The sequence below is a fragment of the Streptomyces sp. AM 4-1-1 genome (assembly GCF_029167625.1).
GTDB lineage: Bacteria > Actinomycetota > Actinomycetes > Streptomycetales > Streptomycetaceae > Streptomyces.
The window spans coordinates 5,813,917-5,829,960 of record NZ_CP119145.1; the positions used below are offsets into that span (position 1 = coordinate 5,813,917).

Below are 16,044 nucleotides of genomic sequence, written 5' to 3' on the forward strand. Positions count from 1 at the left end.
GCGGCCGTGCGCGTACGACGGCCGGACGTGTACGACGACCGTGCGCGTACGACGCCGGGCGTCGGCGGCGGTCTCGGCGCGGTGCGTGGCGCCCTCGGCTACACCGGTCCCGCGATCACCGCGACCGGCTTCGCCAGCGGTACGCCCGAGCCGTCGCGCCTCGGGTCCAGCTCGGGCAGATCCGTCGGCGTGCCGTTCTTCTGCGCGGCCCGTGCCGGCGTCTCACCCGCCCAGGCGAACACCAGGACGTCCTCGCCCTTCAGGAAGCGCTGGCAGCGCACACCCCCCGTGGCCCGGCCCTTGCGCGGATACTGGTCGAACGGCGTCAGCTTCGCCGTCACGGCGGAGTCGTCCAGGGTGCCGTGCGACCCCGCGACCGTGAACACCAGCGCGTCGGCGGCCGGGTCCACCGCGGTGAACGCCAGCACCTCGGCCCCGGCCGTGAGCTTGACCCCCGCCATGCCGCCCGCGGGACGGCCCTGCGGACGCACCTGCGCCGCCGGGTAACGCAGCAACTGCGCGTCGGAGGTGATGAAGACCAGATCCTCCTCGCCCGTGCGCAGTTCGACGGCGCCCACGATCCGGTCACCGTCCTTCAGGCCGATGACCTCCAGCTCCTCCTTGTTCGCCGGGTAGTCGGGCACCACCCGCTTGACGACGCCCTGGAGAGTGCCGATCGCCAGTCCCGGTGACGCCTCGTCGAGCGTGGTGAGGCAGATCAGCTCCTCGTCGGGCTCCAGCGTGAGGAATTCACCGATCGGAGCGCCACCGGAGAGGTTCGGCGCCGCGTGGGTGTCCGGCAGCTGGGGCAGATCGATCACCGAGATCCGCAGCAGCCGGCCGGTGGAGGTCACCGCGCCGACATCGCCGCGGGCCGTCGCCGGGACGGCCGAGACGATCACATCGTGCTTGGCGCGCTTCGCGTCCTCCCCGGAGACGACCGGGTCGGCGTTGGCCGTGCGCGCCAGCAGACCCGTCGAGGAGAGCAGCACCCGGCACGGGTCGTCCGCGACCTCCAGCGGCACCGAGGCGACCTGCGAACCCGCCGACTCCAGCAGCACCGTGCGCCGTTCGGTGCCGAACTTCTTCGCGACCGCGGCCAGTTCGGCGGAGACCAGCTTGCGCAGCTCGGAGTCCGACTCCAGGATGCCGGTCAGCTCGTCGATCTCCCCGTTGAGCCGGTCCCGCTCGCTCTCCAGCTCGATCCGGTCGAACCGGGTGAGCCGCCGCAGCGGTGTGTCCAGGATGTACTGGGTCTGGACCTCGCTCAGCGAGAAGTGCTCGATCAGCCGCTCCTTCGCCTGCGCCGAGTTGTCACTGGACCGGATGAGCCGGATGACCTCGTCGATGTCGATCAGCGCGACGAGCAGACCCTCGACCAGGTGCAGCCGGTCCCGGCGCTTGGTACGGCGGAACTCGCTGCGCCGCCGCACCACTTCGAAGCGGTGGTCGAGGTAGACCTCCAGCAGCTCCTTCAGACCCAGCGTGAGCGGCTGTCCGTCGACCAGCGCCACGTTGTTGATGCCGAAGGACTCCTCCATCGGCGTCAGTTTGTAGAGCTGTTCCAGCACGGCCTCGGGCACGAAGCCGTTCTTGACCTCGACGACCAGACGCAGACCGTGCGCGCGGTCGGTGAGGTCCTTGACGTCCGCGATGCCCTGGAGCTTCTTCGCCGAGACCAGATCCTTGATCTTGGCGATCACCTTCTCCGGGCCGACCGTGAACGGCAGTTCGGTGACGACCAGGCCCTTGCGGCGCGGAGTGACGTTCTCCACGGCGACGGTCGCGCGGATCTTGAACGTCCCGCGGCCCTTCGCGTACGCGTCCTTGATGCCGGTGAGTCCCACGATCCGGCCGCCGGTCGGCAGGTCCGGACCGGGGACGTAACGCATCAGCGTCTCCAGGTCCGCGCCCGGATGCCTGATCAGGTGGCGGGCCGCGGCGACGACCTCGCCCAGGTTGTGCGGCGGCATGTTGGTCGCCATGCCGACCGCGATCCCGGACGCGCCGTTGACCAGGAGGTTCGGGTACGCCGCCGGAAGGACGAGCGGTTCCCGCTCCTGGCCGTCGTAGTTCGACTGGAACCCGACGGTGTCCTCGTCGATCGACTCCGTCATCAGCGAGGTGGCGTCGGCCATGCGGCACTCGGTGTACCGCATGGCGGCGGGCGGGTCGTCGTTGCCGAGCGAGCCGAAGTTCCCGTGTCCGTCGACGAGGGGGAGCCGCATGGAGAACGGCTGCGCCATCCGCACCAGGGCGTCGTAGATCGACGCGTCGCCGTGCGGGTGCAGCTTGCCCATCACCTCGCCGACCACACGGGCGCACTTCACATAGCCGCGGTCGGGGCGCAGGCCCATCTCGTTCATCTGGTACACGATGCGGCGATGCACCGGCTTCATGCCGTCGCGCGCGTCGGGCAGGGCCCGTGAGTAGATCACCGAGTACGCGTACTCGAGGAAGGAGCCCTGCATTTCGTCGACGACGTCGATGTCGAGGATCTTCTCCTCGAAGTCGTCCGGCGGCGGGGTCTTCGTGCTGCGGCGGGCCATCGCTGCTGCGACTCCTTCACAGATTCTGTTCGGGCAACCTCTGGTTCTGACGCCGACCATTGTGGACCGCCGCACTGACAACGCCGACCTCGACCCGTCCCAAGCGCTCTTTCCCGCGAACTTCCACGGGTACGGGAACTTCGCCAGGCCCCGGTGCGCTTGCTTACAGTGGCAGGTCTCGCATCACATCCAGTATCGCGATCGAAGGGACGTACATGCCCATGGGTCACACGGCCACCGCTCAGGCCGGTTCCGGCGGCTTGACAGCGACCGAGCACCGCCTGGCCAACGGCCTGCGCGTGGTGCTCTCCGAGGACCATCTGACCCCGGTCGCCGCGGTCTGCCTCTGGTACGACGTCGGTTCCCGACACGAGGTCAAGGGACGCACCGGCCTGGCTCACCTTTTCGAGCACCTGATGTTCCAGGGCTCGGGCCAGGTCAAGGGGAACGGCCACTTCGAGCTGGTACAGGGGGCCGGCGGTTCACTCAACGGGACCACCAGCTTCGAGCGCACCAACTACTTCGAGACCATGCCCACGCACCAGCTGGAGCTGGCCCTGTGGCTCGAGGCCGACCGGATGGGCTCGCTGCTCGCCGCGCTCGACGAGGAGTCCATGGAGAACCAGCGTGACGTCGTCAAGAACGAGCGCCGTCAGCGCTACGACAACGTCCCCTACGGCACGGCGTTCGAGAGGCTGACTGCCCTCGCGTACCCGGAGGGCCACCCGTACCACCACACCCCGATCGGCTCCATGGCCGATCTGGACGCGGCGACCCTCGACGACGCGCGGACCTTCTTCCGCACGTACTACGCGCCGAACAACGCCGTGCTCTCCGTCGTCGGCGACATCGATCCCGAGCAGACGCTCGTCTGGATCGAGAAGTACTTCGGCTCGATCCCGTCCCACGACGGCAAGCAGCCGCCGCGCGGCGGCGAGCTGCCCGGGACCATGGGCGGGCAGCTGCGCGAGGAGGTGCGCGAGGAGGTCCCGGCGCGTGCGCTGATGGCCGCGTACCGGCTGCCGCACGACGGCACCCGGGAGTGCGACGCCGCCGACCTGGCGCTGACCGTGCTGGGCGGCGGGGAGTCCTCCCGGCTGCACAACCGGCTGGTCCGCCGTGACCGTACGGCGGTCGCGGCCGGATTCGGACTGCTCAGGCTCTCCGGAGCGCCCTCGCTCGGCTGGCTGGACGTCAAGACGTCCGGCGGCGTCGAGGTGGAGCGGATCGAGGCGGCGGTCGACGAAGAGCTGGCCAGGTTCGCCGCCGAGGGGCCCACGCCGGAGGAAATGGAACGGGCCCAGGCGCAGTTGGAGCGCGAGTGGCTGGACCGGCTCGGTACGGTCGCGGGCCGCGCCGACGAACTCTGCCGGTACGCCGTGCTGTTCGGGGACCCGCAGCTGGCGCTGACCGCCGTGGCACGGGTGCTCGACGTCACGGCGGACGAGGTGAAGGCGGCCGCGGCGGCCCAGCTGCGGCCCGACAACCGCGCGGTCCTCGTGTACGAGCCCGTCGAAGGCGCTGACAGCGCCGAGGACACCGGCAGCGCCGAAGGCGCGGAGACCGCCGAATCCACCGACGGCGCCTCCGCCGAGGGCACCGACACGCACGAAGGGGCGGACAAGTGACCGACGCCGCCGTGACTGGAGTAGCGATGGAGTTCCACCCGCAGCCGACCGCCGGGGCGCCCAGGCCCTGGGCCTTTCCCGCGCCCGAGCGCGGCGCACTGTCCAACGGTCTGACGGTGCTGCGCTGCCACCGTCCCGGCCAGCAGGTGGTGGCCGTCGAGATCCATCTGGACGCCCCGCTGGACGCGGAGCCGGAAGGACTCGACGGGATCGCCACGATCATGGCGCGGGCCCTGTCGGAGGGCACCGACAAGCGCGGCGCCGAGGACTTCGCCGCCGAGCTGGAGCGCTGCGGCGCCACGCTCGACGCGCACGCCGACCACCCCGGGGTGCGGGTCTCCCTGGAGGTTCCCGCCTCCCGGCTGGCCAAGGCGCTCGGGCTGGTCGCCGAGGCGCTGCGGGCTCCGGCCTTCGCCGACAGCGAGGTCGAGCGGCTGGTGCGCAACCGGCTCGACGAGATCCCGCACGAGCAGGCCAACCCGGCCAGGCGGGCCGCCAAGCAGCTCTCCAAGGAGCTCTTCCCGGCCACGGCACGGATGTCGCGCCCGCGCCAGGGCACCGAGAAGACCGTGGAGCGGATCGACTCGGCGGCCGTACGGGCCTTCTACAGCGCCCATGTCCGCCCGTCCACGACGACCGCCGTGGTCGTCGGTGACCTCACCGGGATCGACCTGGACGCGCTGCTCGCCGACACCATCGGCGACTGGACCGGGAACGCCGCCGAGCCCCGGCCGATGCAGCCGATCACGGCCGACGACACCGGCCGGGTGGTGATCGTCGACCGCCCCGGGGCGGTGCAGACGCAGCTGCTGATCGGCCGGATCGGGCCCGACCGGCACGACCGGGTGTGGCCGGCCCAGGTGCTCGGCACGTACTGCCTGGGCGGCACGCTCACCTCCCGGCTGGACCGGGTGCTGCGCGAGGAGAAGGGCTACACGTACGGCGTACGGGCCTTCGGCCAGGTGCTGCGCTCGTCCGCGGCCGGCTCACCCTCCGGGGCGACCGGCGCGGCGATGCTCGCGATCAGCGGCTCGGTGGACACGGAGTCCACCGGACCGGCGCTGAGCGACCTCTGGACGGTCCTGCGGACGCTGGCGGCCGAGGGGCTGACGGACGCGGAGCGGGAGACGGCCGTGCAGAATCTGGTGGGGGTCGCGCCGCTGAAGTTCGAGACGGCGGCATCCGTCGCGGCCACCCTGGCGGACCAGGTCGAGCAGGACCTCCCCGACGACTACCAGGCGCAGTTGTACGCGCGTCTCGCCGAGACCGGCACGGTCGAGGCGACCGCCGCCGTGGTGAGCGCCTTCCCGGTGGACCGGCTGGTCACGGTGCTGGTCGGGGACGCTTCGCAGATCGCGGAGCCGGTCAGGGCGCTGGGCATCGGCGAGGTGTCGGTGGTCGCGGGCTGACGGACGGACGCGTGGGGCCGGCCGTACACCCGGCCGCTGAAGGCGTGACGCGCGGGAGGGCGACGCGCGGGACGTGAGGTGCGGGAGGGTGACGTGCGGGAAGGCGACGCCGGACGCGTACCGGCCACCGGATTCCCGCGCACGCGACCGGCGGGAAGACTCCCGCGCCCGCGTCGGCGGGAAGACTCCCGCGCCGGCGAACGAAGAGGCCGCGGCATCCTGGTCAGGATGCCGCGGCCTCGACGCGGAAAGGGGGCTGCCGGAGCGGCCGGACTCAGACGGTCTCGGGAAGCTCGTCGAGGCCCTCGGCCACCAGCTTCGCCAGGCGGTCCAGGGCGGCGTCCGCGTTGTCCGCCTCCGACGAGAGCACGATCTCCTCGCCACCCTGCGCGCCCAGACCGAGCACCGCGAGCATGGAAGCGGCGTTCACCGGGTTGCCGTCGGCCTTGGCGATCGTCACGGGAACACCGGACGCCGTGGCGGCACGGACGAAGATGGAAGCGGGGCGGGCGTGCAGGCCCTCGGCCCAACCGACGTTTACGCGGCGCTCAGCCATGGTTCTGCCCTTCACGATTCAGTATTGTCTAGACCAGTCTCTCATGCAGTGCGCAATGCCTCGGGACGGCCCGAAACCCGTCCGCAGCCCCTGCCATCAGGCGGATCGGCCTTCCCAGACTGCCCCGGGCCCGGCCCCCACGCGACCGCTGACAGGGTCGTAGGCTTTGGAACATGCACCCTTCGCCGGAGCAGAGTCCGCATCACGCGTACCCCGACCACTGGGAAGCGGACGTGGTGCTGCGCGACGGTGGCACCGCCCGTATCAGGCCGATCACCACGGACGACGCCGAGCGGCTGGTCAGCTTCTACGAGCAGGTCTCCGACGAGTCGAAGTACTACCGCTTCTTCGCGCCCTACCCGCGCCTCTCCGACAGGGACGTGCACCGCTTCACCCACCACGACTACGTCGACCGGGTGGGGCTCGCCGTCACGGTCGGCGGCGAATTCATCGCCACGGTCCGCTACGACCGGATCGACGAGCGGGGCAGGCCCGCGTCCGCCCCCGCCGACGAGGCGGAGGTCGCGTTCCTCGTACAGGACGCGCACCAGGGCAGGGGAGTGGCGTCGGCGCTCCTCGAACACATCGCGGCGGTCGCCCGGGAACGCGGCATCCGGCGCTTCGCCGCCGAGGTGCTGCCCGCCAACAACAAGATGATCAAGGTGTTCCGGGACGCCGGGTACACCCAGCAGCGCAGCTTCGAGGACGGCTCCGTCCATCTCACCCTCGATCTCGAACCCACCGCGGAGTCCCTGGCCGTCCAGCGCGGCCGTGAACAGCGCGCCGAGGCCCGTTCCGTGCAGCGCCTCCTCGCCCCCGGCACGGTCGCCGTCATCGGCGTCGGCCGGAAACCCGGCGGGGTGGGACGCACGGTCCTGCGCAACCTCCTCGACGCCGGTTTCACCGGACGCACGTACGCGGTGAACCGGGCCTGGCCGGCCGACCGGCGCACGATCGACGGCGTCCCAGCCCGCCGCTCCGTCGGCGAGATCGACGAACCGGTCGACCTCGCGGTCGTCGCCGTCCCCGCCGACCGGGTGCCGGAGGCCGTCGCGGACTGCGGCGAGCACGGCGTACAGGGAGTGGTCGTGCTCTCCGCGGGTTACGCCGAGCAGGGCGCCGAAGGCCGGGAGCGCCAGCGCGAACTGGTCCGCCAGGCCCGCTCGTACGGCATGCGCGTCATCGGCCCGAACGCCTTCGGGATCATCAACACCTCCGACGCCGTCCGGCTGAACGCCTCCCTCGCCCCCGAGCCGCCCACCGCCGGGCGCATCGGCCTGTTCACCCAGTCCGGCGCCATCGGCATCGCGCTGCTCTCCGGGCTGTACCGGCGCGGCGCCGGGCTCTCGTCCTTCATCTCCGCGGGCAACAGGGCCGACGTCTCGGGCAACGACTTCCTCCAGTACTGGTACGAGGACCCGGACACCGATGTCGTCCTGCTGTACCTCGAATCGCTGGGCAACCCCCGAAAGTTCACGCGGCTCGCCCGGCGCACCGCCGCCGTGAAGCCCGTGGTCGTCGTGAAGGGCGCCCGGCACAGCGGCTCCACCCCGCCCGGCCACGCGGTGCCGGTCAGCCGCATCCCGGACGCGACGGTCTCCGCGCTGATGCGCCAGGCCGGGGTGATCCGCGTCGACACCGTCACGGAGATGGTCGACGCGGGAGTGCTGCTCGCCGGGCAGCCGCTACCGGCCGGTCCGCGCGTCGCCATCCTCGGCAACTCGGAGTCGCTGGGCCTGCTCACGTACGACGCCTGCCTGACCGAGGGGCTGCGGCCCCGCCCGCCCCGCGACCTGACCACGGGCGCGACACCGAGGGACTTCCGGGACGCGCTCGCCGAGGCCCTGAACGATCCGACGTGCGACGCGGTGGTCGTGACGGCGATTCCCTGGGTGGGGGACGACGGGGAGGCGCGGTCGGGCGACGGCGAGGAACTGGCCGCGGCCCTGCGCGAGGCGGCGGCCACCGGACCGGCCAAGCCGGTGGCCGTGGTCCATGTGGAGATCGGCGGCCTGGCGGAGGCCCTGGCGGCAGCCGCGAGCACAGCCGTCGGCCACCCGGGCCGGGCGGCCGGCCCGGACCGTGCCACGCCCGTTCCGGAGGGCACGGTCCCGGCGCCGGAGGACGCCCCCCTCGTGCCGGACGGGACCGCTCTCGCCCCGGACACCGCTGCCCCGGCGCCGGACGGCACCACTCCCGCATCACGCGCTGGGGACACGGGCGGCAACGCCGGGGCCCCGAGCACCCACTCCGTCCCGAGTACCCACTCCGTCCCGAGCGCGACCCCCGGCCCGCCCACCGACTCCACCCCGACCATGTCCCCCGGCCCCTCCACCGACCCGGCGCCCGCCCGCACCACCCCCTCCACCGAACGGGCACCCGCCCGCCCGGCCCGCCCCACCCACGCGGCGCCCGCCCGCCCCGCCGTCCCGCCCAGTGCCCACGGGGGCACCTTCGAGGCCGCCGACATTCCCGCCCGCGTACTCCAGGGCCGTATCCCCGCCTACCCCGCCGCCGAACGCGCCGTGCGCTCCCTCGCCGAGGCGGTGAGGTACGCGCAGTGGCGGCGGCAGGCGGCGGCCCCGGGCAAGGTGCCCGAATTCCTCGACGACACCATCGACGAGTCCGGCGCCGCCGGTCTGATCGACGCGTTGCTCGGTCCCGACCCCGACCCGAGGGGTGGGCCGGTCCGCCCCGAAGAGGCCCGCGAACTCCTCGGGCGCTACGGCGTCGCCGTACGGCCGACGCTCCCGGCCCCCAACCCGGAGGCCGCCGTCGAGGCGGCGGCCCGGCTCGGCTATCCGGTGGCCCTCAAGACCACCGCACCGCATCTGCGGCACCGCGCCGACCTCGGCGGTGTCCGGCTGGACCTGGCGAGCGAGAAGGCGCTGCGCCGCGCGTACGGAGAGCTGACCGACCTGCTCGGCGAGCCCGCCGAACTCCGGCCGGTCGTCCAGTCCATGGCACCGCGCGGCGTCGACACCGTCGTACGGGCCACCGTCGACGCGGGCGCGGGCGCCGTCCTCTCCTTCGGCCTGGCGGGGGCACCCTCCGAGCTGCTGGGGGACACCTCGCACCGGCTCGTCCCGGTCACCGACCGGGACGCCGCGGAGCTGATCCGGTCCATCCGGGCGGCCCCGGTCCTGTTCGGCTGGCGCGGCTCGGCGCCGGTCGACACCACCGCCCTCGAAGAGCTGCTGCTCCGGGTGTCCCGCCTGGTGGACGACCACCCCGAGGTGGTCTCGATCACGCTGGAACCCGTCGTGGTCGCCACCCACGGGCTGACCGTGCTCGGCGCCGACGTCCGGCTGGCGCCGCCGCCCGCCCGCACCGACCTCGGCCCGCGCCGCCTCCCGAACTACTGACCTCCGGGCCGGGTCCCCGCCCCGCCCGCACGGCGTCCCCGGCAGTCATCGGGCCCCCGTAGGATGGTCCGCATGGCGAAGACCGGTACGACGACCCAGGGGCTGCGCGCGGCGATCGAGCGCAGCGGCTACTACCCGGCCCTTGTGGCCGAGGCGGTGGAGGCCGCCGTCGGTGGAGAACCGGTCGCCTCGTACCTGGTGCACCAGGAGACCACCTTCGACTCCAACGAGGTGCGCCGTCACGTCACGGTCCTCGTCCTGACCGACAACCGCTTCATCGTCAGCCACACCGACGAGCAGGCCGCCGACACCAGCTCGCCGACGCCCTACGCCACCACGTCCACCGAGTCCGTGAAGCTCGACCGGATCTCGTCCGTCGTGGTCAGCCGGGTCGTCGCCAACCCGGAGAAGTACGTCCCCGGGACACTGCCCCGCGAGGTCGTCCTCACCATCGGCTGGGGCGCCGTCTCCCGGATCGACCTGGAGCCCGCCGCCTGCGGCGACCCCAACTGCGAGGCCGACCACGGCTACACCGGCAGCTCCACCGCCGACGACCTGAGCCTGCGGGTCAGCGAGGCGGGCGACGGACCGGACACCGTGCGCCAGACCCTCGTCTTCGCGCAGTCGCTCTCCGAGGCGACGGCCGCGACCGCGACGACCGGCCGCTGATGGCGGGGTCGCCCTGGCCGGACCCCGTCCCGCTGGCCCTCGACACGGCCCCCGTCCCGGCGTACGGCGGCGGTTCGCTCGCCGACCTGCTGCCGACGCTCGCCGCCGGACAGGGCGTGCCCGGCTTCGAGCCGCTGATCGCGGAACTCACCCCGGCCGACCGCAACTGCGTGTTCCTGATCGACGGGCTCGGCTGGGAGCAGATCAGGGCCCACCCCGACGAGGCCCCGTACCTGTACGGGCTGCTCGCGACCTCGCGCGGCGGCACCGGCCGCCCGATCACCGCGGGTTTCCCCGCCACCACCGCGACCTCGCTCGCCTCGGTCGGCACGGGCCTGCCTCCGGGCGAGCACGGGCTCCCCGGCTACACCGTCCGCGACCCCGCGGCCGGCCTGCTGATGAACCAGCTCCGCTGGAAGCCCTGGACCGATCCGCACGTCTGGCAGCCGCACCCGACCGTCTTCCAGCTCGCCGACCGGGCCGGAGTGCACACGGCACAGGTCTCCGCCCCGGCGTTCCAGCACACCCCGCTCACCAAGGTCGCGCTCAGCGGCGGCACGTTCCACGGCAGGCTCTCGGGCGAGGAGCGGATGGACCTCGCCGCCGCCGAACTCGCCGCCGGGGACCGGTCGCTGGTCTACACGTACTACAGCGAGGTCGACGGCAAGGGCCATCGCTTCGGCATGGACTCCGACGCCTGGCGCGGGCAGTTGATGTACGTCGACGGTCTGGTACGTCGCCTCGCCGAGCAACTGCCGCCGCGTACCGCCCTGTACGTCACCGCTGACCACGGCATGATCGACATCCCGTTCGACGAGCGGTCCCGGATCGACTTCGACGAGGACTGGGAGCTGGGCGCGGGCGTGGCCCTCCTCGGCGGCGAGGGCCGGGCCCGTCATGTGTACGCGGTCCCCGGCGCCGAGGCCGACGTGCTCGCCGTCTGGCGCGAGGTGCTCGGCGAGCAGTTCTGGGTGGCGAGCCGGGAAGAGGCGATCGGAGCGGGCTGGTTCGGACCGCGGATCGACGCACGCGTGCGCGGCAGGATCGGCGACGTGGTCGCGGCGGCCCACGACGACGTGGTGATCACCGCGTCCGTCAAGGAGCCGCATGAATCCGCGATGGTCGGCATGCACGGCTCGATGACCCCCGCCGAGCAGTTCGTGCCGCTCCTCGAAGTACGCTCATAACGCCGCGGAGCGCCCCGCGCCCCCGTACGAGCACCGCTGCCCACTCACCTCGAAAGGCCCCCGACCCCTCATGTCCGAGCTGGTGTTCTTCTCCGGGACGATGGACTGCGGAAAGAGCACGCTGGCCCTCCAGATCGGGCACAACCGGTCGGCCCGCGGCCTCCAGGGCGTGATCTTCACCCGGGACGACCGGGCGGGCCAGGGCAAGCTCTCGTCCCGGCTGGGGCTGGTCACGGACGCGGTCGAGGCGGCCGAGGGCATGGACCTGTACGCGTACCTCGTCGATCACATAAGCCGGGGCGGCCGTGCCGACTACGTGATCGTGGACGAGGCCCAGTTCCTGGCGCCCGCCCAGATCGACCAGCTCGCCCGGGTCGTCGACGACCTGGGGCTGGACGTCTTCGCCTTCGGCATCACCACCGACTTCCGGACGAAGCTCTTCCCGGGCTCGCAGCGGCTGATCGAGCTGGCCGACCGACTGGAGGCCCTTCAGGTCGAGGCGCTGTGCTGGTGCGGCGCCCGCGCCACGCACAACGCCAGGACGGTCGGCGGCGAGATGGTGGTCGAGGGCGCGCAGGTGGTGGTCGGCGACGTCAACCGGCCGGCCGCCGAGATCGGCTACGAGGTGCTGTGCCGGCGCCACCACCAGCGCAGGGCCACCAGTGCGACGGCGCGGGCCGGGGTGCTGTCCCCGGACGTGCTGCCGATGGGCCCCGGCTGACGGCCCGCCCGCCCGACACGTGGCGACGCGTCGTACCGGGCGGGCGGCGGCCGGGACACCCGCGCCCCGGCGACGGTGCCGCGCCGGGCCGCACGGACGTCAGCCGCCGAGCAGGTCCAGCAGATCGTCGGCGTGTTCCTCCTCCTCTTCGAGGATGGTCTCCAGGACCCGCCGGCTGGTCGGGTCCTTGTCCCCGAGCCAGCGGATGATCTCCTGGTAGGTGGAGATCACGATGCGCTCGGCCAGCAGGTTGTCCCGCAGCATCTGCTTCAGGTCGTGGTCGGCGGGCGTCGTGTAGTCGGTGTGCGCGCGCTGCTGGACCGTCGCCGGATCGAAGTCCGGGTCGCCGCCGAGCTGGGAGATCCGCTCCGCGGCCATGATGGCGTGCTGCATCTCCTCCTTGGCGTGCTCGGTGAACTCCGCCGACACCTGGGCGCGGTCGATGCCGGTGGCCGAGATGGCGTGGCGCGTGTAGCGCATCCAGCAGACCACCTCCGTCGCGACCACCTCGTTGAGCACCGCGATGACACGTTCCTTGTCACTGCCGTACGTCTCGGTGACCGGGCCCTCATCCATCTTCTTGCGGGCCTCGTCACGAATTCTGCTCACGTCGAGGACGAAATCGGTGCTCATGGCTGCGTGCTCCTTGTGGTCGTGCCCATCTCCGGGTACACCACCCCTTCCACCCCGTGGCCCGGTTCTCGCGCGTGGCGGGGCAGTACCACCGGTTTGCCGGACCGACGGGAGCGCCGGACCCGGCGAGCGGTCCGGACGGACACCGGGACGGGCCCGGCAACGGGCGGCGCGTCCGGGCGACCCGGACGCGCCGCCCGGCGGGCGATCGGGCCGGGGCCGCGGTCAGCGGGCCTTCGACCGTACGAGCGTGAACACCGCGCCCTCCGGGTCCGCGACCGTCACCGCGCGTCCACCCGGACCGTCCTCGGGCGGTCTGACGACAAGCCCGCCCAGCTCCACGACCCGGACGGCGGCCTCGTCGGCGTCCGCCACCTCGAAGTAGGTCATCCAGTGCGGCCCCCGGTCGCGCGGCATGGCACGGCCGACGCCGCGCAGCGACGCCACCGGTCTGCCGTCCAGGAACAGGGTCCGGTGGTCGGACCCGGCCGGGTCCTCGGTTCTCGTCCCGTAGCCGAAGACCGCCTCGTAGAACTTGACGACCGCCGACGTCTCCCGGGTCACCAGCTCGTTCCAGGTCGGGGTGCCGGGGGCCGCCTCCACCGCCGTACCGGGGTGGGCGGCCGCCTGCCAGATGCCGAAGACGGCTCCGCCCGGGTCGGAGGCGATGGCCATCCGGCCCGCCTCGCCCGCCTGGAGCGGCCCGACCGCCACCGTGCCTCCGCAGGCCCGGATCGTCTCCGCGGTGAGATCGGCGTCGTCGGTGGCGAGATAGGTGGTCCAGGCGATCGGCAGATGGCGCTCGGGCGGCAGCTGCCCGATCCCCGCCACCTCCTCGCCGTCGAGCAAGGCCCGTACGTAGGGGCCCAGTTGGTCAGGGCCGGGACGGAACTCCCAGCCGAACAGGGCAGCGTAGAAATCCTGGGTCGCGGTCAGACCGTGCACGATCAGACTGACCCAGCAAGGTGTTCCGGGCGTGCGCCGAGCGGCAGCCTCGGTCATCGTCATTCTCTCCTCGGACCATTGTGGTGGCCGTACGGGGGAACGGGGCGGACATTGCGCCCGGTTGTACGGGTACGCGCCCCGCGCGAATGTCCGCACCCCCTGGGGCGCGACGCGCCCCGGTCGCACCGCATTTTCCGGGTTCCCGGTCATGGAAGCCCGCTTCGACGCGGCACGTTCGTTTCGGAGTCGTCCCGGCCGGGCCGGCCTCTGCGCGAGGATGGCGGACATGAAACCCATCATTTCCGCATCCGAGTGCGCGAGCGAGTCGGCCGGGCCACGTCCGCCGGTGCTCCTGGACATCCGCTACCGGCTGGGCGGCCCGCACGGCCGACCCGAGTACGACGCCGGACACATCCCCGGCGCGGTCTTCCTCGACCTGGAGGCCGAACTGGCAGGCCCGGCGGGCGCCGGTGGCCGGCACCCGCTGCCCGACCCCGAATCCTTCGGAGCGGTGATGCGCCGGGCCGGGGTCTCCCAGGACACGCCGGTCGTCGTCTACGACGGGGGACAGGGCTGGGCGGCGGCCCGGTGCTGGTGGATGCTCCGCTGGACCGGTCACCAGGACGTCCGGGTGCTGGACGGCGGTCTCGCGGCCTGGACGGGGGAGCTGTCGACCGAGCCACCGCGCCCGGCCGAGGGCGACTTCGTGCCCGTGCCCGGAGCCGTCCCCCTGCTGGACGCGGACGGCGCCGCCGCGCTGGCCCGCTCGGGGCTGCTGCTCGACGCGCGGGCGGCGGAGCGGTACCGGGGCGAGGTGGAGCCGATCGACCGGGTGGCCGGACACATCCCGGGCGCGGTCTCGGCGCCGACCTCGGAGAACGTGGAGGAGGACGGCCGTCTGCGCCCCGAGGAGGCGCTGGCCGACCGTTTCAAGGGGCTCGGCGCGGGCGACGGCCGTGAGGTCGGTGTGTACTGCGGCTCCGGTGTCTCCGCCGCGCACGAAGTGCTCGCGCTGGCCGTCGCCGGTATTCCGGCCGCCCTGTACGCGGGTTCCTGGTCGGAGTGGTCGGCCGACGCGTCCCGCCCGGTCGCCACCGGCCCCGACCCGAGCTGACACCACCGGACCCGGAACGGCACGCGGGCCCGTACGCGACGGCGTACGGGCCCACGTCATGCCACGGTCACCCGGGTCAGTCCTGCTTCTTCCGGCGGGTGCCGAAGACGATCTCGTCCCAGCTCGGCACCGCGGCCCGGCGACCGGGACGGACCCCGTCCGCCTCGGCCTGACGGTCCGTAGTCCCGGTCAGCCGGTCGCGATGACCGGCGACCGCCCGGGGCATCAGCACGTCCGCGTAGGCGGACCCCGCGCCCGCGGAGGCGGCGGGCGGCTCCTCGGCCTCCGGCTCCAGCACGCCGGGCTCGTCCGTCGGCGGTTCGGGCGGTGCGGGCCGCTCCGGGACGACCATGTCGCCCCGGAAGCTCGGCACCGCCTCCAACAGACTGGTCAGCGAATCGCGTTCGTTGGCCGAGACCCCGCCGATGTACTCCTCCGGTTCGGGAGCGGGCGGCGCCGGACGCTCCATCTGCCGGTCCAGGGCGCGGTCGAGCGGCCGGTCGCGCGGCAGCCGGGCGATCCTCGGCACGAACGGGAAGCTCGGCTCGGGCGCGGCGACGTCGTCGGTCTCGCCGATCAGCGAGCGGGCCTCGTCGTCCACGGCCTGGACCAGCCGGCGCGGCGCGTCGTAGGTCCAGCTCGCCGAGTGCGGTTCGCCCGCCACCCGGTAGACGAGCAGGACTTCCCAGGTGCCGTCGTCGCGGCGCCAGGAGTCCCACAGAACGGTTTCCCTGTCGGCGCCGCGCAGCAGGAGTCTCTCCTGCACCGCCTCGCCGAGCTGGGGTCCGGTGTTCTCGCCGGGACGGCGCACGGGAGTCTTCCGGGCCCGCTCGGCCATGAAGGCGCGCTCCGCGAGCACAGGGCCCTCGAAGCGGCGTACACGGTCGACCGGAATCCCGGCGAACTGAGCGACCTCCTCCGCGGAGGCACCGGCACGTATCCGTGCCTGGATGTCGCGGGGGCGGAGGTGACTCTCCACTTCGATCTCGATCTGGCCGAGCCGCGCGCGGTCGTTGCGCACGGCGGCGCGCAGCCGCTCGTCGATCGGAAGCGTGTACTCCGTGCTGTCCGCAGCCTTGAGCACCAGTCGTGTGCCGTCGTTGGAGACGGCCACGACACGCAGTTCGGGCATGGGGACCTCCCGGGTGGTGCCTGCCGACGTCACGTGCGTCGCTGCTTCCGCTGGTCGAGTGTGGCCTGCCCGGGTGCAGCCTGCCACAACATTGCCGTGTTGCCCGGCGTGTCGGGCACTTGTCCTGGAGCGCCAT

General features: G+C 72.7%; 12 protein-coding genes. 7 read left to right on the forward strand and 5 right to left on the reverse strand.

Going from position 1 to position 16,044, the window contains the following annotated elements; genetic code table 11:
* Positions 1-98: 98 nt before the first annotated feature.
* Positions 99-2,549, reverse strand: coding sequence for a DNA topoisomerase IV subunit A (locus PZB75_RS24680; protein ID WP_275537478.1), 2,451 nt, complete (start codon positions 2,547-2,549; stop codon positions 99-101).
* A gap of 215 nt (positions 2,550-2,764) precedes the next feature.
* Here PZB75_RS24680 and PZB75_RS24685 point away from each other — a divergent pair, with 215 nt between their 5' ends.
* Positions 2,765-4,177 carry a pitrilysin family protein gene (locus PZB75_RS24685; protein ID WP_275537479.1) on the forward strand — a complete coding sequence of 471 codons (1,413 nt, stop codon included), beginning with the start codon at positions 2,765-2,767 and terminating at the stop codon, positions 4,175-4,177.
* 26 nt (positions 4,178-4,203) lie between these two features.
* A complete protein-coding gene (locus tag PZB75_RS24690; RefSeq protein WP_275538857.1) occupies positions 4,204-5,586 on the forward strand; it encodes a pitrilysin family protein in 1,383 nt (460 codons plus the stop codon).
* Between the two features lie 274 nt (positions 5,587-5,860).
* On the opposite strand, the gene PZB75_RS24695 is transcribed toward PZB75_RS24690, so the two are convergent.
* The gene (locus PZB75_RS24695) at positions 5,861-6,142 is read right to left on the reverse strand and encodes an HPr family phosphocarrier protein (RefSeq protein ID WP_275537480.1); all 282 of its coding nucleotides are present in this window, start codon (positions 6,140-6,142) and stop codon (positions 5,861-5,863) included.
* Between the two features lie 173 nt (positions 6,143-6,315).
* Here PZB75_RS24695 and PZB75_RS24700 point away from each other — a divergent pair, with 173 nt between their 5' ends.
* From PZB75_RS24700 to PZB75_RS24715, 4 genes are all read left to right on the forward strand, one after another.
* On the forward strand, positions 6,316-9,507 hold the full coding sequence (locus PZB75_RS24700) for a GNAT family N-acetyltransferase (protein WP_275537481.1): 3,192 nt from the start codon (positions 6,316-6,318) through the stop codon (positions 9,505-9,507).
* Positions 9,508-9,579: 72 nt separating this feature from the next.
* Entirely contained in the window at positions 9,580-10,176 is a 597-nt protein-coding gene (locus PZB75_RS24705; protein ID WP_275537482.1) for a DUF5998 family protein, read from the forward strand.
* Complete coding sequence (locus PZB75_RS24710) at positions 10,176-11,363, forward strand: nucleotide pyrophosphatase/phosphodiesterase family protein (RefSeq protein WP_275537483.1); 1,188 nt, start codon at positions 10,176-10,178, stop codon at positions 11,361-11,363. Before PZB75_RS24705 ends, PZB75_RS24710 begins: the two co-directional genes overlap by 1 nt.
* A gap of 70 nt (positions 11,364-11,433) precedes the next feature.
* Positions 11,434-12,084 (forward strand): thymidine kinase, encoded by a 651-nt coding sequence (locus tag PZB75_RS24715; protein ID WP_275537484.1) that lies wholly within the window; start codon positions 11,434-11,436, stop codon positions 12,082-12,084.
* A gap of 99 nt (positions 12,085-12,183) precedes the next feature.
* Here the strand turns inward: PZB75_RS24715 and PZB75_RS24720 are convergent, their stop codons facing one another.
* Complete coding sequence (locus PZB75_RS24720; protein ID WP_275537485.1) at positions 12,184-12,717, reverse strand: ferritin-like domain-containing protein; 534 nt, start codon at positions 12,715-12,717, stop codon at positions 12,184-12,186.
* A gap of 225 nt (positions 12,718-12,942) precedes the next feature.
* Positions 12,943-13,719 (reverse strand): VOC family protein, encoded by a 777-nt coding sequence (locus PZB75_RS24725; protein WP_275537486.1) that lies wholly within the window; start codon positions 13,717-13,719, stop codon positions 12,943-12,945.
* 229 nt (positions 13,720-13,948) lie between these two features.
* Between PZB75_RS24725 and PZB75_RS24730 the strand changes: the two genes are divergently transcribed.
* Entirely contained in the window at positions 13,949-14,776 is an 828-nt protein-coding gene (locus tag PZB75_RS24730) for a sulfurtransferase (protein WP_275537487.1), read from the forward strand.
* Between the two features lie 76 nt (positions 14,777-14,852).
* Here PZB75_RS24730 and sepH read toward each other — a convergent pair whose 3' ends face one another.
* Positions 14,853-15,908 (reverse strand): septation protein SepH, encoded by a 1,056-nt coding sequence (sepH, locus tag PZB75_RS24735; RefSeq protein ID WP_275537488.1) that lies wholly within the window; start codon positions 15,906-15,908, stop codon positions 14,853-14,855.
* Positions 15,909-16,044 lie beyond the last annotated feature (136 nt).